Source organism: Lactiplantibacillus sp. DA1 (assembly GCF_032681335.1).
Taxonomy (GTDB): Bacteria; Bacillota; Bacilli; order Lactobacillales; family Lactobacillaceae; genus Lactiplantibacillus.
Genome location: NZ_JAWHTQ010000005.1, coordinates 1 through 24948 on the forward strand (window position 1 = coordinate 1; position 24948 = coordinate 24948).

Sequence of the window (24948 nt, forward strand, 5' to 3'; positions counted from 1 at the left end):
AAACTATCTTACCAATTACTGAAAATGTTGTCAACAACTAATTTCAATAATTATTTGGTGGTGAGAAGCATCTGCCGCAGCAGCAACGTTTACTAATATACCAATTGAAACAAAAAGTGTCAACACTTTTCCTGAATTTATTTTTATAAATGGTCAAATGTCCTTTTCTTCTCTATACTATTTAAATAAAAGGAGCGACTAAATATGCTAGCTTGGCTACCATTCTTACTTATCTCAGTACTGTTCATTGTTCTATTATATGCCTGCGCGCGTTCAGCAAGCACCAATATCCAACGGTTTAAGCAGCTCAGCTTGATTGCTTTTCTCTGGATATTAACTGCTTTTTGCTACACACCTACGAGTTACAACTTCGGTACTCAACTTGTGATTCAATATATTCAATGGGGCCCTGTCAAATTGAATGTGATTCCCTTCCAACAATTAGACATTGAATTTTGGCTCAACGTCCTTCTTACCGTTCCGTTAGGCGGCTTGTTGGCGTGGAACTTTCCCGACTTACCTTGGCGTCGATTTATTTGGTTAGGTTTACTCACCGGCCTGACACTCGAACTAGGTCAATTCATTCTGGACTGGTTGGTTAATATCAAGCGTTGGGTCGATATCGACGATGTTATTACTAACTGGGCTGGCGTCCTTCTTGGCGCAGCCAGTTATAAAATTATGCGTCACGTTCCCGGACTACGGTGGTTACAAAAGTAGCCTATATATGGAAGTAAAAAATATGGTGCCACCCTTCCACGTTTTCCCATCGATTACGCCTTGCAGGTAACCTGGCAAACTGTCTATTATTACCTCGCAATTAAATAAAGCGTCGCAACCGTGAATGACGGTTGCGACGCTTTATTTAATTTCAAGATCAACATCTACTAGCTTGATCATCTTTAAGATTCAAAAAACAAATCAAAAACTTGTTTACGATCCCGATTCCAAACTTGATTATCACTCGTTGGGTAGACTCGGTTTGTTAAAACAACTAGTCCCACCTGTCGATCCAAATCGAAAGCGATGGCTGGTCCTGTAAAACCGGTGTGAAAATACTGATGACGTCCTGCACGTCGTTCCCAACCTAGTGTTCGACCGTTTTCGTCATATTCCCCTAACCAGTCAAAGACGTTTTCATCAAGTACCCGTTTTCCTTGATACTCGCCAAAATTCAACATCATTTCAACAAACACCGATAAATCTGTCAATGTCGAAAACAAGCCCGCATGGCCACTCTCACCATTTAGCAAGAACGCTTTATAATCATGAACCTGTCCTTGAATTTGTCCTCTTAGCGGATCAAACTCCGTTGGCACAAAACGAACCTTAGGCCGATTTAAATTATAACCCGTATTGGTCATAGCCAATGGATAGCAGACATGATCCTGAATACTTCGTGCTAATGACCCGTCAACTGCTCTAATAATCCAGCCCAGCAAAATGAAACCTAAATCTGAATAGACGTACGTTGTGCCTGGAACATTAACTAGTGGTGCATCATAGACTGCTGTAATTAAATCCTCGCGCTGCATCTTATCCAGATTATCAATATCTGCCGGTAAGCCACTATTATGAAGTAACAAGTTCTTAATCGTTATTTCAGGATGCGTAAACCCGGGTAAAAATCGAGCCACCGAGTCTGTTAAATGAACCGTGTGATCCGATAGTAACTGGAAGATCCTTGTCGTTGTTCCTACAACCTTAGTTACCGATGCCAAATCATAGATCATGGCTGGATCCAAACCGATAGCAAATTCATCACGGCCCTGTTTGCCATGATAATATTGACTAATACCTTTAGGGGTGATCAAGCTAAACGACGCCCCGTAAATATCACCAGCTTCAATACAACTGTCAATATATTGTTCAATTTTTTCGAGCATCTGCATTACGCCCACCTTTCGTGACATACATTACTTTTCATCTAGTTGCTTTCTTTATGATAACGAACTTCCTCATAAAATCAACGGCAAACGTTTTGTAAATCCACTGCACACTATTTTACTTTTTATTAACTAACTAGTTGAACACTTGTTATATTATGGACAATATTCCACTTATATATCAAAGCAAGCATGAGTTTGGGCTATTTTTTAAATATAATTAAGTGAATTGTCAATGCCTAACTATCGCAATAAACACTGTTATATCAACCTTTAGATTTCAAAATACTTTCATAGATTATATAAAATTGACCTAAATGTGAAATAAATCATCTGGAAGCGGTTACAAATCCGTAAAAAAATGTTATGATTCAAATATAGAATTTTATCAATCATTTGATTGGATTCAAATTATGGAGGCGAGAAAATGATTACATCAGAAAAGACAACAAAACCCGCAGCTTGGAAAGGCTTCAAGGGAGGGCACTGGCAGGAAGAAATCAACATTCGTGATTTCATTCAAAATAACTACACCCAATACAATGGCGACGAAAGCTTCTTAGCTGGCCCAACCGCTGCTACTAAAACTTTAAATGATAAGGTCTTAGCGTTAAAGAAGCAAGAACGTGAAGCTGGCGGTGTGTTGGACGCTGATACTAAAGTTGTTGCAACGATTACTTCTCATGGCCCTGGCTATATTCAAAAAGATCTCGAAAAGATTGTTGGTCTCCAAACCGACAAGCCTTTGAAGCGAGCCTTTATGCCATATGGTGGTATCCGGATGGCTGATGACGCCTTAGAATCTTACGGCTACACTCCTGATAAAGAAAACGATAAAATCTTCACAGAATATCGCAAGACTCACAACCAAGGTGTCTTCGATGTTTACACCCCCGACATGCGGAAAGCACGTCACTACAAGATCATCACTGGTCTACCAGACGCTTATGCTCGTGGCCGCCTTGTTCCAGACTTACCACGGGTTGCTGTTTATGGGATCGATCGTTTGATGGAAGACAAGGCTAATGACTTTGCTCACATTGGTGATGGTGAATTAACCGATGATGTTATCCGTCTCCGTGAAGAAGTTCAAGATCAATACCGGGCTTTAGCCGACATGAAGAAAATGGCCGCTAGTTATGGTTACGATATTAGCAAGCCTGCAACTAACGCACAAGAAGCCATTCAATGGATTTACTTCGCTTACTTAGCTGCCATCAAGACTCAAAACGGGGCCGCAATGTCCGTTGGTCGGATTGATACAACAATGGATATCTTCATTCAACGCGACCTAGAAAATGGCGTTATCGATGAAGACCAAGCCCAAGAATTAATTGACCAATTCGTTATGAAATTACGGATGGTTCGCTTCATCCGTACTGAAGAATACAATTCACTCTTCTCCGGTGACCCAATCTGGGCAACCTTATCAATGTGTGGCTTAGGCATTGATGGGCAACATCACGTTACTAAGACAGCCTTCCGGATCTTAAAGACCTTGGATAACATGGGCGCCGCACCAGAACCAAACATCACAATTCTATGGTCAGACCGCTTACCAGAAGACTTCAAGCGTTATGCAACACAAGTCTCCATTGACAGTTCAACCATTCAATACGAAAACGATGATTTGATGCGGGTACAATGGGGTACCGACTACTATGGGATTGCTTGCTGTGTTTCAGCACAACCAATTGCTGACGGCATCCAATACTTCGGTGCTCGGGCAAACTTAGCCAAAGCTATTCTTTACGCCATCAATGGTGGTCGTGATGAAATTGCCGGTGACCAAGTTGGACCTGCTTACGAACCAATCACTTCAGAATACATCGATTACGACGAATTCATGAAGAAATTAGACAAACAAATGGATTGGTTAGCTGACACTTACGTTAACTCCCTCAATGCCATTCACTACATGCATGACAAGTATTACTACGAAGCTGCCCAATTAGCTTTGAAGAATACTGACCTTGACCGGACCTTCGCAACTGGGATTTCTGGTTTATCACATGCTGCTGATTCGATTTCAGCAATCAAGTATGGTCACGTTAAAGTTATTCGTAATGAAGATGGAATCGCCGTTGACTTCAAGGCTGACAACGACTTCCCTCGCTACGGGAATAATGATGACCGTGCTGATGACATTGCTAAATGGTTAGTCAAGGAACTATACAGTAAGATGAATACGCATCACCTCTATCGGAATGCCAAACTTTCAACTTCTGTCTTGACGATTACCTCAAACGTTGTTTATGGTAAGAATACGGGTACCACACCAAATGGCCGTCAAAAAGGCGAACCATTCTCACCAGGTGCTAACCCAGCATACGGTGCTGAAAAGAGCGGTGCGTTAGCTTCACTTCTTTCAACTGCCAAATTACCTTACCGTTATGCAACTGACGGGATTTCCAATACGTTCGGCGTTACACCTAACACGTTAGGCCATGACCTCGAATCACGGAAAGATACGTTAGTAAATATGTTAGACGGCTACATGAAGAACGATGGGATGCATCTGAACATCAACGTCTTCAATAAAGACACCTTAATTGATGCCCAAAAGCACCCAGAAGAATACCCAACATTAACGGTTCGGGTTTCTGGCTACTGTGTCTACTTCGCAGATTTAACTAAGGAACAACAAGATGACGTTATTTCACGGACATTCTTCGAATCAATGTAACATTTAATCTTTAATAGTTAAGAAGGCGAAAGGCTCATGGAAAACAAACAAGTTTCAACAACGCAAGCGGCGGCAAAGGAGCCTTTGATAGGCTACGTTCACTCCATCGAAACGTTTGGCTCCGTTGACGGACCAGGTATCCGTTACGTGGCGTTCCTTCAAGGATGCCACATGCGTTGCCAATACTGTCACAACCCTGATACTTGGAAACTCAACGTTGGCGATCAAATGACGGCCGACGAGATTCTCGAAGACGCGTCTAAATACCGGGCTTTCTGGGGCAAGACGGGTGGCATCACAGTCAGTGGTGGTGAATCACTGGTACAAATCGACTTCATCTTAGACTTATTTGAAAAAGCCAAGGCGATGAATATCAGTACTTGTCTGGATACTTCTGGACAGCCTTTTACCCGAGAACAACCTTTCTTTGACAAATTTGAGCGTTTAATGAAGGTCACTGATATTTCATTGGTCGACATTAAACATATCGATTCTGCCAAACACAAGCAATTGACCCAGTACGGCAACGAAAACATTTTGGATATGATTCAGTATATGGCCCAACATCACGATGATATGTGGATTCGCCACGTACTGGTTCCCCAACGAACGGATTACGATGAAGATTTGAAGAAACTCGGTGACTATATTGCCAAGATTCCAAACGACGTCGTTCAAAAAGTTGAAGTGCTTCCCTACCACACACTGGGCGTCAAAAAGTATCATGAAATGAAGATCAAATATCGTCTTGAAGGTATCGAGTCTCCTACCCAAGATCGCGTCGCTAACGCTGAAAAGTTGTTACACACGGCGGATTACAATGGTTATAAGACATGGATGCCGCTACCAAAACTTTAACTCAACATTTCTAGGTTAACTAAAGCACCAGTGCATCAATCATCTAACGGATGGTTGGTGTACTGGTGCTTTTTTTTCAATCAGCCTTACTATTTTTTCTACTTGCCGACTGTTCTTCAAATTAGGTTTATATCCAGTCTCAATCATGGTTAAAACATGCCGGTTCTATATTACTGTTCGTTCGCACCTGCGCGTCCTAGTCCGACCTCCGGGGCTGGGTGCCAATTGCTGGAACGTAGCCGACATCGATTTGAGCCCGTGCACAACCCGCCCGGTCTCAAATACGAGTCTTATTCTAAGCCGGAAGAAGGTCACTTCCAGCTAAGAATAATTTGGCTACTGAGCATTGTCACCCAGCCCCTCCAGCCTAAAAGAGTGTTCGGGAACCGCTCGAATAGCGGATGAACAGCTACCTAACTTGGCACAACTAGTCGCTGACTGTTTTATACTGGAACTTTAAACGAAATGTTAGGGTTGCGTTAACCACTTTGCCGAAACATTCAATTATTACTACGATGATTCGGGAATAGTGAACTATCACAATATCATTTTCAGTCTGACAGTTGATTAGCAAAATTACCGTTTATGAAAAACAATGACAAGTCCATTAAAGATTAGTACACCCATGTCCGCCATTCGAATACTCTCCCGACTGGAAGGTGTTTCTGACAATGCCCAGTGGCGAAATTTCACTTAGCAAGCGTTTTTAGCTTGGTTAGTGAAAGGCCAGCATTTGAGACGTGATTTTTCGGCTCAAATCTGTGCCCACCACGTTCCGGCAATTGGCAGAAATGCCTGAAAGTCGGTGTAGGACGCATTTAACCAGGAAGGTTTACACCAACTCGCACCTATTTCCAGCGGGCCTCAGCTGGCTGCTTTTGAATTTAACGTTTTGGCACGTTTTAACCATGATTGAGGCTAACTAAAACAACAGCACAACGCGTAGGTATAAGTAATAAAATAGCCGCTGTCAGCATTAACAACTGCTGGCAGCGACTATCTTCATTAATCATCAAAAATCATACCGATTAGATCATGCCAATCAGCTTGATTGCTGTTGCTCAAACTCCCCGCTAAAAGTGACTGCTTGCTTAACTGTGAATACCAAGCTCCATCCGGGCTTCACGCGACATCATACTTTCATTCCAAGCTGGTTCCCACACGATTTCAATTTCGATATTTTTGACTTCCGGTAACTTTATAAGTTCATCATGAATATCTTTAGCTAACCATTCCGTCAATGGACACCCAGCGATAGTCAAGGTCATCGTAATCTCAGCGGTCCCCTCCGCCGTAAGTTGTGCATCATAAATCAATCCTAAATTAACTAGATCAATTCCTAATTCGGGGTCAATCACACGTCCCAGCGCATCGAAGGCCCGGTCTTTAAACGTTGTTGTCATTGTATCTCGTCCCTTCATCTCAGTTCGAACGCATTAATCAATTACATCACCTTTAAAGTGTCACTATAACTGACACTTTAAAGGTAACTATGCGGTTCATAAAGCGCTTTCTTGTCTATTTCTATTGTACCGATATCAGCACGCATATTCAATCAATTATTAGCCTAATCAGCCGACTCTCCAAATAGTTGGCAACAGTCATCATAGCGCGCGCTATTTTAAAATCCATCCACTTAAAAGCCCGCTAATTCAGCATTTCAGTGCCATTAAAAGATTTATCAAAACTAGCAGTTATTTTTGTTGTAACCGCTTACCATCTGTGCTATTATACTAAGTGAGGAAAGGAATTAATCCTCGATTAGCAAAGCTTCTCAAATGAGTTTGGCTGTCGCTGTAATGTTAGACAGCTAGTCCTACAGTTTGGGTCGTTATCGAAACCGTTTTAAGCGCCGTAAAGCGTTATCGGTCTAACGAGTGTCGTGAGATTACGTTGGATGACTGAACGTTGGCCCTTAGATAAACGATAACTATCATGAATTAATTGGCATTAGAATGATGTACAGATTTTAACTAAATTTTAGTTGGAAACAGGTGTCTCCGATGACCAGTTGTTAGTTCCAAATTACCAGTTTTATTTGTAGACTCAGGTATTACAAAGTTTAAACGGAGGTGCATGTCTGTTACGAAGACATTCCCAAGTTTTAAACGCGAGTTTGACTTTCGTTAAAACCCGTCTAACGAGTCGCAATCAAGTAACAACCTTACTTTAGATCGACTATAGCAGATAGTTACAATAAATACGGGTTAGTCCGTTAGAAGTTGGACACGCGTAAAATTGAATAGCATGAAGGTGTATCGTATTAACACTGAACAATTTTTCATTGCCAATCAGGATTATTCCTCATAAGTAGAACTCAAGTAGAGAAGCCTTGAGTTCTATTTTTTTGTTTTCAAAATTAATAGTCACCCTACCCTGCCATCATACTTAAATGCCTGGTTGTTATTCGATACCGACAAAACTGGACTGAGACGTATACACGCTGACAATTGCGACACACTACACATACTTCACCATTTTTTCTAAATCTAACAACTAATACTGGACTGCTCACGAGAGCGGCACAAGCAACCTTTTGGCGCCCGTTTCAACAATTGCGACCAGTTTATTGAGAAAAAATTAGTTTCGGTCCAGATTCTATGTCTTAATATTCGTAACCGTTTACACGAACTAGCAAAAACCGTATACTGAATTTAAATCAGATTTAATTATTGAGGAGGATTCTAATTTTGAAAACCATTAATTTAGGTCACAGTAACATTCAGGCATCTTCCGTCGCACTAGGTATCATGCGTATGGATGCTCTTGATGTTGCTCAGGCTACTAAGATTATTGATGCCGCGGCTAATTTAGGTATTAACTACATCGATTCAGCTGATATTTATGGCGGTGGTCAATCATCAACCATCTTCGGTCAAGCACTCAAACAAGCTCATGTGACCCGAGATCAACTTTATATACAGTCTAAGGGGGGCATCGTCCCTGGCAAACGTTACGACTTTTCTAAGCAACACTTGCTAGAAGCCGTGGATGGCGAGCTTCAACGTTTAGGTGTCGATTATCTCGATACTTTCCTACTCCATCGCCCAGACGCCTTGATGGAACCCGAAGAAATCGCCACTGCCTTTGATGAATTACAAACTAGTGGCAAGGTTCGTCACTTTGGGGTATCTAACTTTAACCCTATGCAAGTAGAAATGCTCCAAGCAGCCTTAAACCAACGACTCATTATTAATCAACTACAGTTCGGTGTCATGCATACTGGCGCAATTGACTTTGGCCTACATACCAACATGCACGATGAACGTAGTATTAACCATGACGGCGAAATGATTGAATACTCGCGGCTTCATAAGATGACGATTCAAGCTTGGTCACCTTATCAATACGGCAACTTTGCGGGTATTTTCTTAGACAATCCAAAGTTCCCAGAACTTAATGCCGCCATGCAGGAACTCGCTGACGAAAAACAAGTTACCAAATCAGCTATCGCCACTGCCTGGATTCTCCGCCACCCAGCCAACTTCCAAGTTATTCTCGGTACCATGAATCCAGATCACTTGGCTCAAAATGCCGCTGGCGCAGACATCACGCTTACTCGGCAAGAATGGTATGATATTTACTTTGCAGCAGGGAACGATTTACCTTAATCACAATCGACCTATCAGCCTTAAATACTAGTTCCACTAGCTCAAGCGACTGCCTGAGAATCCATTCGATTCTCAGGCAGTCGCTTTTAATCTTATGAATTTCAGGATTACCGTTAAAACCCATGTGTGCTAGCTACCGGTAGCGTTATACTAAACCTATTAAGACTCAGGAGGCGATCAATTGACATCCGCGTGTACTATTTGTGACCGCATTAAGCTGATCCAAGCGCATCAGAATCCCTATTTCGTTCGCGAGCTCACGACCGGCTACGTCGTACTTGCTGATAGCCAGTATTTTGAGGGCTACACACTATTTTTAGCCAAACATCACGTCACCGAATTGCATTATTTACCGCGGCGTGAAGAATTACTTTACCTTGAAGAGATGAGTATTGTCCAAGAAGCCTGCGCACAGGCCTTTCATGCTGATAAAATGAACATTGAATTACTCGGCAATGGGGACGCTCACGTTCACTGGCACTTGTTCCCCCGTCATAACGGTGATACACCAAAACCTGGACCAGTCTGGTGGACTCCATTAGAAACGATGTATGGTGATGATGTTAGTCATGACGCTCCTCGCCTAAGCCGTCTAAAGCACGCGCTCAACACAGCAATTGATGTCTCGCTTAATACTCGGCAAGCTGAATTACAAGCCTTACAGGCGCTAACAGGGCCAGTTAATCACGAAAATTGACATTGACTAGATCAAATCAGGGCGTAAACACATATTGATAATTGTGCTTACGCCCTGATTGTGTCTGAAAATTGTTTTTTTCATACTAATCAAGCGACTCGAATGAATAAAGTTCGTTTATTTATTGGGCCGACTATCATAAGCCCGTTTGGATTTATACCCCGCCTGAAAGACTGTTTTCATGACTTCAATATGCCGCTGCTTAGTTGCGGGTGCCTTAGCTCCAAAAATAAAACGAGCCCATTCACGCTGATAACCCGGTGTTAAGTCAGTAAAAAATGCACTTAGATCGGCATCCGTCGCTAACAACGCGGCTACTGCTTGAATATCTTTTTCAAATGAACTGAGGGGCTGTACTCATCACTGAATCTCCGATTGATTTTAATTAAGTTTACTGTAAGAAAGGGAAAATCTCTAATTTTTCAAGTTTTTATATTTCGAATTTTCATGAAATTGCGCTATCATTATGGTATAAGTATTATTATTTGACTAATAAAATCAAATGCAATCAACCATACTGCTATTCACCAAGGGGAGTCCTGCTATGCCAAAATTTGATATTACCCTCATCAGCGCCGAACGTGCTAAAGCGATGCTGACTGAATATAAAGAACAACGGAAAAACTCCGTGCCACATCTGGCCCATCCTGGCCGCTACATCTTACCAGATTACAAATTAACTCGTCGCCGGGCCGCATTCAAAATTGTTAAACATACCTTTTTAACACCTCATTACAAGTCTTACGTTGCCATGGACTCTGACAATGGCCACACCCTCTGGTTTCATAATTTTGGCTCACTAACCGAAGCACTATTCTGGTTAGAGACTGGTCTTAAAATTAGTGATACGGACTCCCATTCCAATTACAAGGAATGGATGGTTAAACACACCGATGAGATTGAAACATTTAAAGACTTGCTTCGCGAACAGAAACACAAGCAGGGGGCCAAGGCTAAGAAAAAAGCTAAGTAACCCCGGTTTGACACTCAGACTCAGATAAGCAGTAGCACGCCCATTAGAGCGCGCTGCTGCTTTTATTTACAATCAAATACGCATTGCTAACTGCCAACTTAAAAGTGACTATCCAAAAACGACTGCAGCTTGCGTGCAATCACGCGATGACCAGCATTGTTCGGATGCAAAGTATCCACCGAATAAATGTCCGATTGGGCAGGAATGGCAAACGTTATCCCTGCATCATGATACAAACTCAAATGTGAGACACCGTAGTCCGCAGTCATCTGAGCAATCGCTGCTTCATAATCTGCTTGGCGATACCCAAGACCATTAGTCACCGCACTAAAGCTACCGCCAAAATCGGAACCAATATGAATCGCCGAAATAAATAACTTAGGCACGGTTGGCCAATTCGTCTGTAATCCCGTCAGTAACACCGCTAACGCGCCATAAAATGTCTTCATATCGCAATCACCGTATTGCCCTAACGGCTGATCCCGACCATAGTCATTGACACCCCCAAAGACAGCAATAAAATCAGCATCTTCAGGAATAGCTTGATAGCGCGCCGCCATCGCATCGTAGCGACTCCCAATCGTTGAACCCGAGATTCCCAAATTATCGCTCCGCTCGACGTCCCAATCAGCCGCCAAAATGTCATGATAATGCACCGTCGCCAACCCATTATTCGCCGTAATCGAATCTCCCAACCACGCCGGCCGCTGAAAACTAACATGCCCATTACTAAGTTCCATAGCCACTCCTCCTTTTGCTGTCATCGCTATTATTCTAATCCATCCTACCTGAATTATGGTAGAAAGATGCCTTTATTAAAAGTCAACAGCCACCAGCTTAAGACCGCTGAAAAAGATTCGATTTTGCGTAAACATGCTTAGCTGGTTCGTCCTATGCTGACCTCTAGGCATTCGAATGGCGGACAGGGATGTACTCAACTTTTGGCATATTTTTCGTTGCTTTTCATAAACGGTAAATTTGTCAATCAACTGTCAGGTCGAAAGGGATATTGTGATAACTTGCTATTTCTGAATTACCGTAGTAATAATTGACGGTCTCGACAAAGTAGTTAATGCAACCTTAACGTTTCGTTTAAAGTCCCAGTATCAAAATAGTCAGCGACCAATTGTACCAAGTTAGGTGGCCGTTTATCTGCCATTCGAGCGGGTTTCCGATCGGAGGGGCTGGGTGACAATGCTCAGTAGCCAAATTATTCTTAGTCGGAAGTGGGTTGCTTCCGGCTTAGAATAAGACTCGTATTTGAGATGACGCGGGTTGTGCGTTAGCTCAAATCGACGTCGGCTTACGTTCCAGCAATTGTCACCCAGCCCCGGAGGTCGGAATAGGACGATCATCGCTGACGAACAGAAAACCAACCCTAAAAGGCATCTTTCTACCATTATTTCAAACAAGTGGGCCAGCCCTAAAAGGCTCGTATTATGGAAATCCATAATACGAGCCTAGTTTAATTGATATATTTAGTTCAACTGAGTAGCGCTAGTCAGCTTCCGTCTCACGTTTCCGTGCGGTACGCCGTTCGCGTGCGTAGTCAGTTTTAGTTGTGATTTCAACGTCACGAGCTAACCGTTTCCGGCGTGCTAATTCAGCTGCTTTGGCATTGGCTTTCGCAGCTTCCTTGACTGGATCAGTCGTTAAGTCGTGATGGATCGAGTACAGTAAGACGAGCGCGACAATCGTTAATGGGAAGCCAGACATCGCACAGATGGACTGAATCGATTCAAAGCCACCGACCGTGACAAGCCCCAATGAGAAGACTAGGAAGATAACGACCCAGCTCATCCGATTGAAACGGCTTGGTTGTTCCCCCGCGGCCAACTTTTTACTAGTAAATGACGAGGTAATGAAGGCAAATGAAGATACCGTCGTTGCTAAGAAAATAAAGCAAGATAAGCAGTACAAAGCCAGCATAATCATCTTCAATGGCAAGGTCGACAATACTGCTGCAATCACAGCGGCTTGTCCTTGCGTATTTAAGATGTGAACTAAGTTAACGATGCCCATCCGTTGCAAGTATAAGGCATAACCACCCAAGATGGCGTAGAAACTGACACAACCTAATGAGCCCCATAGCAACATACCACCGAGCACCTGACGAATCGTCCGGCCCCGAGAAATCCGGGCAATGAATAAGCCCATGACTGGCATAAAGGATAACCACCAGCCCCAGTAGAAGATCGTCTGCCGTTGCATGGCCGTTGCGTGACCATTTGGTGCGGTATTCGTACTCAACGTAATAAACTTATTGACAAACAAGCCAATACTATTAGTTTCTGAGTTTAAAATATATAAAGTTGGGCCAACGATTAAAACAACGATTAAGAAGCCAATCGCTAACCAAACATGGGCAGCACTTAGCCGACCGATCCCCTTCTTCAAGCCATTGAAAACAGCCATGGCGAAAATTACGAATAATAAGGCAAATAACCCTAACTTTAAAGTCATCGTATCGGCGATCCCGGTAACGGCACTCAAAACTTTTGAAATGACGGGGATTTCCATTCCGACTGAAGTACCAACACCACCCATAATCCCAATAATAACGAGAAAATCAATCGTGTTCCGGGCAATTTGCTTACCCTTACCAGGACCTTGTAGTACTGAAATCGCGGCACTGAGTCGCTGAACCTTGATGTGTTTAACATACATTGCATAGGCAATTGCAATCGTGGCTGGCGCAAACATCATCCACGCCATTGGTCCCCAATTAAATTGTCCCAGCATGTGCGCATAATTATATGCAGAAGTTGAAAACGGCTTGACGCCGAATGAAGGGCTTTGGAGGTACCGTAACGGGTCAACCATGCTCAACATTAAGATGCTGGCATCGATCCCGGTCGCGTAAACCATACTGCCCCAGTGATACGTTGAAAATTCTGGTTTGTCATCAGGATCACCAAGTTTGGTTTTCCCTAACTTACTAAACCCTAAGTAAATGAAAAAGATAAAAGTGATCACATATACCGACATATAAAGCCAGCTCATGTTATTTGTGAGCCAGTTCAAGATGCCACTTAAACTCGTCTCCAGCGAATGTCCCCCCATTAATAAAACAACGGAAGCCGCCGCAAAGAGCCCAATTGTTGGTAAATAGACCCACCAATCAATATTCTTACTTTTTAAAATAATAAACCTGCTACTGAGCATATACTCTCTATATTTAGATCAAATTCGTGGTTCTTCCTACCAGCAATGGTAGTCCCCACGCGTAAATTTCCGACTAGCAATCGGTACACCCCTCCGAGTTAATCCTCGGAGCACTCAGCACCCTGACTGTATCAGGTTTGACCGGCATTGTCATCCGCATTCTGTTTGTGCTAACTCAAAATCAGTAGCAGAATTTCCTTCTTTCCGTTGGTTGAATCCGGACAACGCCATACTGACAAATGATTTTTAATTGCTTAATCGACGTTGGTGTTCATCTTGTTTAGCTAGTGTTTCTATTACCATCGTGCCTTTAGCACACGACCGTCGTCACACCACGTAACGATTAATGGTTACACTGCTCTTGCTAATAGATAACCCCCTTGAATCACCAGATAAGCCCACCGCACAACTGTTAGATTAATTGCTTGGTGCACCAAAAAAGCGCTTAGTACCGGGTAACAAGTTACCACCTGCACAGCGCACGTTGGCTTATACAAATGCTGATTTCAGTATTTTCTGATATCTGATGTTCGTTTATAAGTATACTAGTATTAAATCAGAAGTAAAATCAACCATTTTGAGCCGCCGAGGCCTAACCCGTCAAGGATTAGACGAGTTTTGCACCCATATTTTTTCTGAAATTTTTTAAAAGTTTTCGTAATAATTAGTTTTTAATTTAGAATCATTCTTATCTATTTCAATTAAACCGATTTCATGTTATTCTTGTAACAAGTAAAAAAACGTTATCATCTAAAAGGAGGGGAACTGCATGCGGCACTACTATAAATTAACTTTAACGGTCAGCGTCGGTATCATTGCGGTTATTTTACAGTTTGGTTTGCACTACCAATTGGCAGCACAAATCATCATTACATTAATGGGGTCACTTATGGCCTTATCAATGTTAGTTGAGATGATCAAAACCTTACGTTCAGGTAAGTACGGAGTTGATTTATTAGCAATTACGGCGATTGTGGCAACACTAGCTGTCGGCGAATATTGGGCTAGCCTTGTCGTTCTAATTATGCTCACTGGGGGTGACTCGTTAGAAGATTATGCGGCCAAACGAGCGAATACCGAATTGAAAGCCTTGCTCGATAATTCACCACGGATTGCACACCGCTCAGTCGCCGGCCAATTAACAGATATTGCCGTTGAAGATGTCCAAATTGGTGATCAGCTAGTCGTCAAGCCTGGTGAGCTAGTTCCAGTAGACGGTCACCTTATTCAAGGAACGGCACTCTTTGATGAATCTTCATTGACGGGTGAATCTAAACCAGTCGACAAGCACGTTGGCGATGACATTATGTCTGGTGCGGTCAACGGCGATAGTGCCGTTACAATGGTTGTTGATAAATTAGCCATTGATAGTCAATACCAACAGTTAGTCAAATTGGTTAAAGAATCCGAATCACGACCAGCCAAATTCGTACGGCTGGCCGATCGCTATGCAGTCCCATTCACCTTGGTAGCATACGTCATTGCCGGAATAGCTTGGGCATTCAGCGGTGATCCTCATCGATTTGCAGAAGTCCTCGTAGTGGCTTCCCCTTGCCCGCTGATTCTCGCCGCACCCGTTGCACTCGTCTCAGGGATGAGCCGAACTAGTCGGAACGGAATCGTGGTCAAGACTGGGGACATGTTGGAGAAGTTATCTACGGCTAAGTCCGCCGCGTTTGATAAGACGGGGACCATTACCAGTGGTCAATTAACAGTCAACCAAATTGTTCCTCAGTCTGGTTTTACTGCCGAACAAATCTTGCACCTCGCAGCGAGCGCTGAACAAAACTCAAGTCATATCCTGGCCCGCTCACTCGTCAAGTATGCGAGTGCCACTAGCCTCAGCCCGGCAACACAATTAGCAGAAGTAACGGGTAATGGGGTCACGGCCACGATTGAGCAGCAACAGGTCAAAGTGGGCAAACTTAAATTCGTCGCACCGACTACAACCGCCAAGCCACTTGCTACCACTGCTATCTACGTCGGCATCGATGACCAGTACGCGGGTTACATCACGTTTATCGACAATGTCCGCCCCGAAGCAGCCGCCACGCTTCAAGCACTCCACGCTGAGGGCGTTCAAAACGTCATGATGCTTACTGGTGACCAACAGGCAATTGCTGATCATATTGCCGCCGATGTCGGTATCGATACTGTTGCTGCCGACCTCCTACCCGCAGATAAGATTGCCCACTTAAAGGCTGTACCCGCGGCCGAACGCCCCGTTATCATGGTTGGTGATGGTGTTAATGACGCGCCTTCCTTGGCTGTTGCTGACGTCGGTATTGCCATGGGCGCCCATGGCTCAACTGCCGCTAGTGAATCGGCCGACGTCGTCATCTTAAAAGACGATCTCAGTCGCGTGGTCACGGCGGTGCGCATTGCTAAAGATACCATGCAAGTGGCTAAACAAGCCGTTTGGATTGGGATTGCTATCTGTACAATCTTGATGTTGATTGCCAGCACTGGTATCATTCCGGCACTCTTTGGCGCTATGCTTCAAGAAGTTGTTGATACGGTCTCAATTCTTTGGGCGCTACGTGCATTACGGGATCGGCCACAATCATCAGTCTCATCAACAACCACAACTCCCATAACAAAGGATGTGAGCTAACCATGCCAGAATGGCTCTTACGATGGGCACAATCGGCACTGACTTTTGTCGTTGTTTTAACGTTCGTTTCGGTCGTTTTACTCAACGTACCACTAAAAGAAGCAATTCTCGTTGATTTTGCTTACATGCTATTAACACTGACCATTGATTGGTACCGCAGTCGTCACAACACATCACAATAGACTAGTTACCAATCAGCAGCAGCTGATCCAGTCAATACTTAAGCACCCACGGCTAGCTCGCGGTGACTTTTCCAACTGGAAATTGATGCAGAAAAAAGATTGACACTAAGTAACTCTTTCAGTGAGACTAAGCTGACTTTTTAAAATTAAAGTGTCACTTTAATTTTCCGTCCGACCTCAAAATTACGATAACTTATTTCACCTATCTTCAAGACTGGAACACAACTTCAAAACGCGTAAATCACTCAAAATAAACTGAGTAATTTACGCGTTTTATTTTTCCTGTTAATGGTGCCAAAACGTGCACCAAAAGTTGGTCAATTTTCCCACGCTCAAATTGCTAATACTGTAATTTAAGTATAGGACGTCCATTCTCATACAGATTTTCCCACAATCTCTATTTGGCCAGCGCATAACTATCCCGGACTCGTTCCATAATCGTGGTAAGTGGCACAGTATCATCAAGCACCATTGAATACCAATGTTTTTTATTCATATGATAGCCTGGTAAATAATGTTGGCCATCAATCAGCATTGCCAAGTCATCTGGTCGTGCCCGTAAATCTAATACCGTCACAGTATGTGTTGCCCCTGGCAATGCCAACTTATCGGTAGTCACCGTCAATAACGCACCATACCATTTATGCGTATCGGAGCGCCGCCAAACTGCATTTTGTGGGAATTTAGACCACAAGAATTCAAGCTCATCACCATATAAATTCCTAATCTGAGTAATTAAGTTGCGCGCTTGAGGCGCCTTAAAAACATCGTTTTCGTAACAGTTCTGTTCGACCTTGTGCAAGACATTCTGATAAGCTTGTACGACTTGACCAACAAACTGGCCTTGAGCGCGGGGTGCTAGATGTAAAACGTACGCTTCACCTGTCGAAGTATCAGTTAATTCCGTATCGAGACTATCATCGACGTTCAACGTTAGTGTTAACTCAAACTGACCTTGCATGATTAGTGTCCTCAACTGATAACGCCCGCCCTGATTGGGTTCAAAGCCAAACTGACTTAGTTTACTCATATTGACACGTTTATTTTCAAACTTAACCGTTGCCATCACTGTGCCTCCAACTTCATCTTTCCTTGATATTAACTCAATTTCACCAAAAAAATCGTTGTCTGCGTTCGTAACTTAAACTTGTTTTAACGATACTGCACCAAGAGTCCGACCACTCACTATTTATGTGCGGCCGTTGCCACTGATTGAGCAACCGCAATAAAATCAAAGGTTGCGTAATCGAATAAGCCTCGTGCCGTCAACTTTAACGTTGGAATCACCGGTAACGTCAGAAACGAAAGTGTAATGAACGGATCGAAACTGAGCGGTTGTTCACTGATGACCTCATAAGCCTGCTTAAGCCCTGCCAACTGTTTAGCAGCCATCTGATAAGTTGCCGTCGATAATAAGCCACCAATAGCAAGTGGCATGGTCGCTAACACTTGCTGATCATCAACGACCGCAATCCCACCGTTATCTCGTGTAAGCTGCTCAACAGCCCGTAAAATTGCCTTATCTGATGTTCCAACTGCAACAATATTGTGAGCATCATGAGCCACCGTACCAGCAATTGCACCGTGCTTCAGGCCAAAACCGTGAACCAGACCGACACCCACCTTGCCCGTATTATGATGACGCTCGATAACAACCATTTTTAAGACGTCGCGTTGACAATCTGTTTCAAAATTCTGAGTAGCAATAACTGGGAACGTTAGATGATCCGTTTCAATGTGATTCGGTTGGAGCCCAATCACATTAGCAGCTCCCATCGGTAGTGGTAATTGAAGGTCAGTCGCACTTGCATGTTGCTGTACGCGCGTCGCCGTAAACGGCAATGGCTTCGTGTCATTTGGTAATACCCACTGACCACGTTTCATTGTCCGCGCGATTCTGACTTGTTCAATATCATCTAAGACTACCAGGTCAGCCAATTGTCCGGCCGCTAAACTGCCGCGATCGCTTAACCGGTGAGCAGTCGCACCATTCAAGCTAGCCAGGGTATAAGCTAGTTCAGGGCGCATGCCACTTTGAATCGCTAGACGCACGTTATCGTCAATCGATCCTTCCGTAATCAGGTCACTGATTGTCTTATCATCCGTACAAAAGGCAAACCGGCTCGCATTGGCTTCCGTCACCGCCCCAATCGTCGGCAAGACGTCGCGTTCAACCGTCCCCTCGCGTAAAAAGACGTACATCCCAGCCTTAACGCGATCCAGTGCTTCCGCCTCTGTCATACATTCGTGATCAGTATCCAAACCCGCATTGCGCATCACATTGAGCTGGTGCGCATCTAAACCAGCGGCGTGGCCATCTGCATGATAACCATGAGCATACGCATCGCTAATTTTGGCCAAGGTATCAGCATCTCCACGTGCAACGGCCCCATAATCCATCACTTCTGCTAAGCCGTGCACTTCTGGCTGTTGATACAGGGTGTGTAAATCAGTAGCAGTCAAGGTTGCCCCATTGTCATCAAAGGGGACACACGGTACCGATGACGGTAGCATAAAGCAGACATCTAGTGGTGTTTGGCGAGCATCATCAATTAGGTACTGAATGCCAGCAATACCCGCAACATTGGCAAGTTCATGTGGATCAGTCGCAATCGTCGTGACACCGTGCTGTAGTAAGACTTTTCCCAACTCGCTAGGTGCCACCATTGAACTCTCCATATGCACATGTGCATCGATCATGCCGGGAACGATCCACTGACCGGTCGCATCGACATGCTGAGCCGCTATGTACGGCTCGTCACGCAAATTACTAATAATCCGGCCGTGGTCGATCCACAAACTGGTAGCTTCAAATTCACGGGTATAAACGTTTAACACTTGTGCACCAGTAATCACCATTTCAACTGTCTTCGTCATCGTTATTTTCTCCTCACTAGTCAGTCTGCCTACGGAGAAAGCAAACGGGTCCACACGGCAAATTAAGCAGTGTAGACCCGTCGACTCAATTCGCTTATAGTCCAGTGTTTACGGCACTGGGTAGAAACTCGCCATCCATATCATGGCATTATATAGGCAATTAGTTGTATTGATAAATTGTTCCTTACTTTACCAGCCTTTTCAGTTACATGCAAGTCCTAATTATCATAAATAATTGGTACAATGAACTTAGAACTAGACATGAATATTCACCTAAATCAATGTCGGGTCTGCCACAAACAGCGCTGGCGTTTTAAATGAACGGCATACTATTTGCGACAAGGTTCCTTACTGGTGACGCCATCTAACCAGAATGCTGATTAGGACGTTGCTCTGCGTACATTTAAACGCAACATGTTCCGATAATGGCAAGCCCGTGAATAAAACAGTCGGCCGTTAAGTCGCATTTTATAATGATTTGCGAGCAATCGCCTTTGATTTAAAGCAGACCGCTACGATTAATCAACAGTCATATTTTTAAACATTCTTTTGCTGACTATAAGTTCATTTACGTTTACAATAAAGCTAAATTAATATTAATCTACATAACTATTTTTTAGGAGCTGATGATTTTGATGATGATGAATAATCCGACCATGCTCTCATACATTCGTCGGGAACAGCCAGTACTAGAGCGGTTGTTAACCAATTATCCCAAACAGATTACGGCGGCCTTGACTGCCACCCCTGATCATCCACAACACTGGTTGATCCTCGCAACTGGTTCAGGACTCAACGCCGCCAACACCGCCCGCTTATACATGCAAAAGACGGCCGCCCTCCAAGTGACCATTGCCGCGGCCGACCTCTACGTCACTTATGAGGAAGCTGATCCCAGTGTCGATGTTGTTATCGGGATTTCTCTAAAAGATGATGATCCAACCATGCAAGCGGCAATCGAAAAAGCCCACACGGCCAGTCAAGCTCATGTCATTATCGTGACTAATCAAAAATCGACTGCCCTGACCGCAATGGCCGATGCAACTTGTGACTTACTAACTGGCAAAGAATCAGTGCCCTATATTACACTAAGCTTTCAAGCCATTGTGCTAACTTTAATGTTGCTTGCCGTCCGCAGTGGTGCCCTTCAAGCACGGCTAACCGAATTAGCAGTCAATCAAGAATTAGACGAGTTCAGTTTTCTGATTGAAAACATGAATCCAACTGTTCAACGGGCGAACGACTTCTACCGTAAGTTCACTATCGATTTCACTAACGCCCCTCAATTTACAGCTATCGGTGCTAACGTCCTAGCTGGAACACTAACTGAAATGCAAGCTAAATTCACCGAAATCCTCCGGGTACCAACGCATGGTTACTCATTAGCCTCATTTACCCACGGTGGCTTTATGGGGACGCATGAAGATCACTGTCAGTTCTATCTTGAAATTAATACAGACCCGGCTGTCATGACCCAATTGCAGGCCGTCAAGACGTACGAATCGCGATTAACGCCCCACATTTATACCATCAGTCTCACTGGTGACCAACCGACCGTCAATGATGATCAAACCCTCCAGCTCGAAGCCGTTGCTGATCCGTATAAAGCCCCACTACTTGCTATTATCCCGTTCCAAGTCCTAGCTTGGTTCATTGCCAAATCACGCGGGATCAATTTGAACCATCCCATGTACGCAGATTTTCAGGCGGCTACTAAACTCAAGTAAAGATTACTAAATCAACGCAAAATGACCAGTATCGATAATCTTCGATACTGGTCATTTTAATTAATGCTTGTTTTCCGTAACTGCGTAATACCGAATTCTTTTAAGATGACGCTGCGCATAGCCAATTTCTTGCCTAGTCCGTTCACCAATGCAGCCAGCGACATTAATGACCACTACTTCATCTGCCAAGTCGATTGTTTTCAAATGTGTCTGGCGTAAATTCTGAAGTTCAATCGGTGTTAATACTTCATCACTGAAAACTGGCTTTAAAACAATAACACCTTGTTTACTCAGAGCCAGTTCAACCGTTTCAAATACTGCCGCATATTTTCTAGACCCACATAAAGTAACTATTTTAACAGCCATTCGTCAACCTTCCCTAAAGTGAACTGATCGACCAACGATTAAACCTCCGTCGCGGTCACATGCTTAGTTTTCACTGCAGTTCGCTGATTCAAGTGCGCCATACCAACACCAGTGAAACCGCTGATTACCGAGATAACTGGACAAAGTAAACTAAAGAAAACAAACGGTAAGTATTGGACGGTCGGTACTCCCAGCGTCGTCGTCAGGAAGACGCCGCCAACGCCCCACGGGACTAGGTAATTGATCACCGTACCGCCATCTTCAAGGACCCGCCCCAGTGTATTTCCGGATAAGCCACCATCATTGAATGCCTGGCGAAAAGCGCGCCCTGGTAAGATAATCGAAAGAAATTGTTCACCAACAAACACGTTGACACCAATACAAGTTAATACACCCGCCAATACTAACTTGCCATCGCTATTCAAGTGCTTAGCAACCGGGGTCATAATTTGATTGATCAGTCCAAACTTGACTAACAATCCTCCTAAGGATAGCGTAACCACAATTAACGCGACCATGCTCATCATGCTGACGATTCCGCCCCGTGAAAGCAACGTATCAACACTCGTATTCCCCGTCTTCGAAACAAATCCCGTGTTAATAATGGCGGTTAACTTCGCCAGTGATAACTCAGGCTGTTCAAATAGAATCAAGCCCGCCGAAATAAAAATATTTAAAAGCATCGTTGGAATGGCTGGCATTTTAAACCCGGCACAAATGAAGACTAAGACGATTGGTAATAATGCCAAGGCTGAGATACTGAAATGACCATTTAAAACCGCAACTGTTTGATTGATCTTGGCTAAGCTTGTCTCCGTATTACTGTGCCCCAGCATAGCAAACAAGCCTAATGAAATGAGCCCGGCCGGTAGCGTGCTCCACAAGATATGCTTAATGTGCGTAAAAAGATCGGTATCCACTACGGCTGAAGCTAAATTATTGGTTTCTGATAATGGTGATAATTTATCGCCGAAGATTCCACCACTGATAATTGCACCGGCAACTAAGGCTGGATTAAGATTCACGGTCACGCCCATGCCGAAAAAGGCAATTCCGACCGTCGATGTTACCGTAAAGGCACTGCCGACCGCCGCACCGACTAGGGTACAAACAATAAAGACTGATGGCAAAAACCACTGAATATTAATGATTTTGAATCCAATCACCATGAGTGTGGGAATCGTTCCCGCCGCAATCCAAGTTGAAATCATCGCACCAATGAGAATAAAGATGAAGATTGGCACGATCCCTTTATCAATGCCCTCTTTAATCCCGGCATTAACTGCTGACCATGGAAAACCGCGCAACATCGCCCAAGAAGTGACAACGCCCATTGCGAGTAATACGGGAACTTGGGGCGATAATCCCCAACCAATCACACCCGCACTCATAATTCCGAGGACGACCAGTAAGACAATGACTGCTTCTAAGGTACTAATTTGTGGTGCTTTTGTTTTGTTCATAATTTATTACCCCTTCGATTGATAAAATTCCAGTGACGCATATTCATCATTAAAATTTTAATATCGTGCAATCCCACCACAGCGTTGATTTGTCATTATTCTCATCCTCTTCATCAAAAAAATCGTCCCCATTGTTCATATGAACAACAGGGACGATTAGACTAGTCGCGGTACCACCCAGGTTGCGGATTATTGACACTTAATCCACCACTCACTAGAAGATAACGGTTCTAGTTATTATCCGTTCAGTCGAAACTCGGTTACCGTATTTCAATCATAGTAGCTGACCGGTTCGCAGCAACCACCGGCTTCCTGACACCTACCACTATGTCTACTTGATGTAACGTTATCGTACAGTTATTAACTTGTGATTAACAATACCACCATCTTTTATCATCGTCAAGCCATTTTATAATATAATTCTCATTTTAAGACTACGACCTCGTTACAGCTCGCAAGCGCGCTTGGTGGGCAAAAGTGATGCCACCAAATAATAACGTCCAAATAATCGCACCGATTGCACCGACAATATCAGCTTGAATGAAGAATAGACTAGCAAAAATGAGAACAAAAAAGGCAATCGTCAGTGGGCTCGTGATTCGATACGCCGGCATCTTAAACCCATCCGCCAGATAATCATTAGATAGCCGGTACTTCCGGTGGGCCAGCATCGCCAGCGTGTAAACAATCAGGTACATATCACTAGAGATCCCAGTCACGACGGTAAAAACTGCCGTCGTTGCAGCACTTAAACTCATGATGGGGGTCACTAGTACTAGTACCACGGACAACACGATAGCTGCTGCCGGCACACCACTTTTCGAAATCCGACCAAAGATTTGGTGCATGCGACTCGTAACTGGCATTTCAGTGGCTAGCTGATAGAAGTGACGTCCAGCTGAGAACAAACAACTATTTAGTGATGAGGCTGCCGACGTTAAGACGACAAAGTTAATGATTGCGGCCGCTGCTGGGTACCCTGCCAACTTGAAAACTTGCACAAACGGACTGCTATCGGGTGACAGTGACGTCCACGGAATAATGCCCATAATGACAATTAACGCACCAATATAAAACAACAAAATCCGCAACAAAGTTTCATTGACCGCCTTTTTGATAACGCGGTGGGGGTTCTTGGCCTCACCAATCGTTATACTGACAAATTCAATGCCCTGAAAAGCGAAGAAGACCATTGGAAATGCTGAGATAAAGTTAGCTAGCCCATTGGGAAAGACCTGATAGTTATGGAACAAATTGCCGATTGAAGCCTGGCCTAGTGGGGTTGGATGATGTCCCACCATCATGAAAATACCAGTGACAATCAGTGCAATGATTGCGACGATCTTAATCATCGCAAACCAGAACTCTGCTTCGCCAAATAACCGTGCAGCCGTTAAATTAACGCCCGCCAAAATTAACAGGAAGCTAATCTCAATTAGCCAGGCGGGGACATTTGGTAACCAAAATTTGACATAAGTGGCCGTGGCCGTCAGTTCAGCCATACAGACAAAAATCAAACCGATCCAATAGGTCCACCCTGTAAAATGACCGACACTCGGTCCCAAATAGCGGGAAATAAACGCCACGAATGTGTGTTGGGTAGGATCAGAATAGAACATCTCACCAATTGCCCGCATCATTAAAAAGAAGAAGAAGCCCAACACTAAGTACACCCACATGACTGACGGTCCCGTCTTTGAAATCGTACTCCCTGAACCAAGAAATAATCCTGTCCCAATCGTGCCACCAATTGCAATCATTTGGACATGCCGGTTACTAAGCGCCCGGATTGTGCCATCAGCATTAGTTATTTTCATAAGATTCCTCCACAAATTTTAATGAC

Annotated in this window: 19 protein-coding genes and 1 riboswitch; of the genes, 9 read left to right on the top strand and 10 right to left on the bottom strand. The window is 43.9% G+C overall.

Going from position 1 to position 24948, the window contains the following annotated elements; translation table 11 throughout:
- Positions 1-204 precede the first annotated feature (204 nt).
- Positions 205-720 carry a VanZ family protein gene (locus RXV91_RS08635; RefSeq protein ID WP_316439534.1) on the top strand — a complete coding sequence of 172 codons (516 nt, stop codon included), beginning with the start codon at positions 205-207 and terminating at the stop codon, positions 718-720.
- A 182-nt stretch (positions 721-902) separates the two neighbouring features.
- Here RXV91_RS08635 and RXV91_RS08640 read toward each other — a convergent pair whose 3' ends face one another.
- A complete protein-coding gene (locus RXV91_RS08640) occupies positions 903-1892 on the bottom strand; it encodes a serine hydrolase domain-containing protein (protein WP_316439535.1) in 990 nt (329 codons plus the stop codon).
- Positions 1893-2313: 421 nt separating this feature from the next.
- On the opposite strand from RXV91_RS08640, the gene pflB reads away from it, so the two are divergent.
- Both pflB and pflA read left to right on the top strand, forming a co-directional pair.
- The gene (gene pflB, locus RXV91_RS08645; RefSeq protein ID WP_316439536.1) at positions 2314-4572 is read left to right on the top strand and encodes a formate C-acetyltransferase; all 2259 of its coding nucleotides are present in this window, start codon (positions 2314-2316) and stop codon (positions 4570-4572) included.
- 36 nt (positions 4573-4608) lie between these two features.
- Complete coding sequence (gene pflA, locus RXV91_RS08650; protein ID WP_316439537.1) at positions 4609-5430, top strand: pyruvate formate-lyase-activating protein; 822 nt, start codon at positions 4609-4611, stop codon at positions 5428-5430.
- Positions 5431-6521: 1091 nt separating this feature from the next.
- Here the strand turns inward: pflA and RXV91_RS08655 are convergent.
- Positions 6522-6833, bottom strand: coding sequence for a metal-sulfur cluster assembly factor (locus RXV91_RS08655; protein WP_316439538.1), 312 nt, complete (start codon positions 6831-6833; stop codon positions 6522-6524).
- 1287 nt (positions 6834-8120) lie between these two features.
- Between RXV91_RS08655 and RXV91_RS08660 the strand changes: the two genes are divergently transcribed.
- Both RXV91_RS08660 and RXV91_RS08665 read left to right on the top strand, forming a co-directional pair.
- Positions 8121-9041, top strand: a complete 921-nt coding sequence (locus RXV91_RS08660) for an aldo/keto reductase (RefSeq protein ID WP_316439539.1) — start codon at positions 8121-8123, stop codon at positions 9039-9041.
- A gap of 181 nt (positions 9042-9222) precedes the next feature.
- Positions 9223-9738, top strand: a complete 516-nt coding sequence (locus RXV91_RS08665) for an HIT family protein (protein WP_316439540.1) — start codon at positions 9223-9225, stop codon at positions 9736-9738.
- Between the two features lie 117 nt (positions 9739-9855).
- Here the strand turns inward: RXV91_RS08665 and RXV91_RS08670 are convergent, their stop codons facing one another.
- A complete protein-coding gene (locus RXV91_RS08670; protein WP_316439733.1) occupies positions 9856-10065 on the bottom strand; it encodes a YdeI/OmpD-associated family protein in 210 nt (69 codons plus the stop codon).
- Between the two features lie 217 nt (positions 10066-10282).
- Between RXV91_RS08670 and RXV91_RS08675 the strand changes: the two genes are divergently transcribed.
- Positions 10283-10711: a hypothetical protein gene (locus tag RXV91_RS08675; RefSeq protein ID WP_021731074.1), complete on the top strand. Its 429-nt coding sequence runs from the start codon at positions 10283-10285 to the stop codon at positions 10709-10711.
- A gap of 98 nt (positions 10712-10809) precedes the next feature.
- On the opposite strand, the gene RXV91_RS08680 is transcribed toward RXV91_RS08675, so the two are convergent.
- On the bottom strand, positions 10810-11451 hold the full coding sequence (locus tag RXV91_RS08680; RefSeq protein ID WP_316439541.1) for an SGNH/GDSL hydrolase family protein: 642 nt from the start codon (positions 11449-11451) through the stop codon (positions 10810-10812).
- Between the two features lie 757 nt (positions 11452-12208).
- Positions 12209-13876 (bottom strand): BCCT family transporter, encoded by a 1668-nt coding sequence (locus tag RXV91_RS08685; protein ID WP_003642847.1) that lies wholly within the window; start codon positions 13874-13876, stop codon positions 12209-12211.
- Between the two features lie 769 nt (positions 13877-14645).
- On the opposite strand from RXV91_RS08685, the gene RXV91_RS08690 reads away from it, so the two are divergent.
- Positions 14646-16490, top strand: coding sequence for a heavy metal translocating P-type ATPase (locus RXV91_RS08690; RefSeq protein WP_316439542.1), 1845 nt, complete (start codon positions 14646-14648; stop codon positions 16488-16490).
- Between the two features lie 2 nt (positions 16491-16492).
- The gene (locus RXV91_RS08695) at positions 16493-16672 is read left to right on the top strand and encodes a hypothetical protein (protein WP_316439543.1); all 180 of its coding nucleotides are present in this window, start codon (positions 16493-16495) and stop codon (positions 16670-16672) included.
- 397 nt (positions 16673-17069) lie between these two features.
- On the opposite strand, the gene RXV91_RS08700 is transcribed toward RXV91_RS08695, so the two are convergent.
- Positions 17070-17738, bottom strand: a complete 669-nt coding sequence (locus RXV91_RS08700) for an MmcQ/YjbR family DNA-binding protein (RefSeq protein WP_316439544.1) — start codon at positions 17736-17738, stop codon at positions 17070-17072.
- Between the two features lie 119 nt (positions 17739-17857).
- Positions 17858-19549 carry an adenine deaminase gene (ade, locus tag RXV91_RS08705; RefSeq protein ID WP_316439545.1) on the bottom strand — a complete coding sequence of 564 codons (1692 nt, stop codon included), beginning with the start codon at positions 19547-19549 and terminating at the stop codon, positions 17858-17860.
- Between the two features lie 77 nt (positions 19550-19626).
- Positions 19627-19725: riboswitch (purine riboswitch) on the bottom strand.
- Between the two features lie 450 nt (positions 19726-20175).
- Here ade and RXV91_RS08710 point away from each other — a divergent pair.
- A complete protein-coding gene (locus RXV91_RS08710) occupies positions 20176-21276 on the top strand; it encodes an SIS domain-containing protein (RefSeq protein WP_316439546.1) in 1101 nt (366 codons plus the stop codon).
- Between the two features lie 60 nt (positions 21277-21336).
- Here RXV91_RS08710 and RXV91_RS08715 read toward each other — a convergent pair whose 3' ends face one another.
- The 3 genes from RXV91_RS08715 to RXV91_RS08725 all read right to left on the bottom strand — a co-directional run bounded on the left by RXV91_RS08715 (position 21337) and on the right by RXV91_RS08725 (position 24922).
- The gene (locus RXV91_RS08715) at positions 21337-21642 is read right to left on the bottom strand and encodes a hypothetical protein (RefSeq protein ID WP_316439547.1); all 306 of its coding nucleotides are present in this window, start codon (positions 21640-21642) and stop codon (positions 21337-21339) included.
- A 38-nt stretch (positions 21643-21680) separates the two neighbouring features.
- On the bottom strand, positions 21681-23105 hold the full coding sequence (locus RXV91_RS08720) for a Na+/H+ antiporter NhaC family protein (RefSeq protein WP_316439548.1): 1425 nt from the start codon (positions 23103-23105) through the stop codon (positions 21681-21683).
- 434 nt (positions 23106-23539) lie between these two features.
- The gene (locus RXV91_RS08725; RefSeq protein ID WP_316439549.1) at positions 23540-24922 is read right to left on the bottom strand and encodes an amino acid permease; all 1383 of its coding nucleotides are present in this window, start codon (positions 24920-24922) and stop codon (positions 23540-23542) included.
- Between the last annotated feature and the right edge of the window lie 26 nt (positions 24923-24948).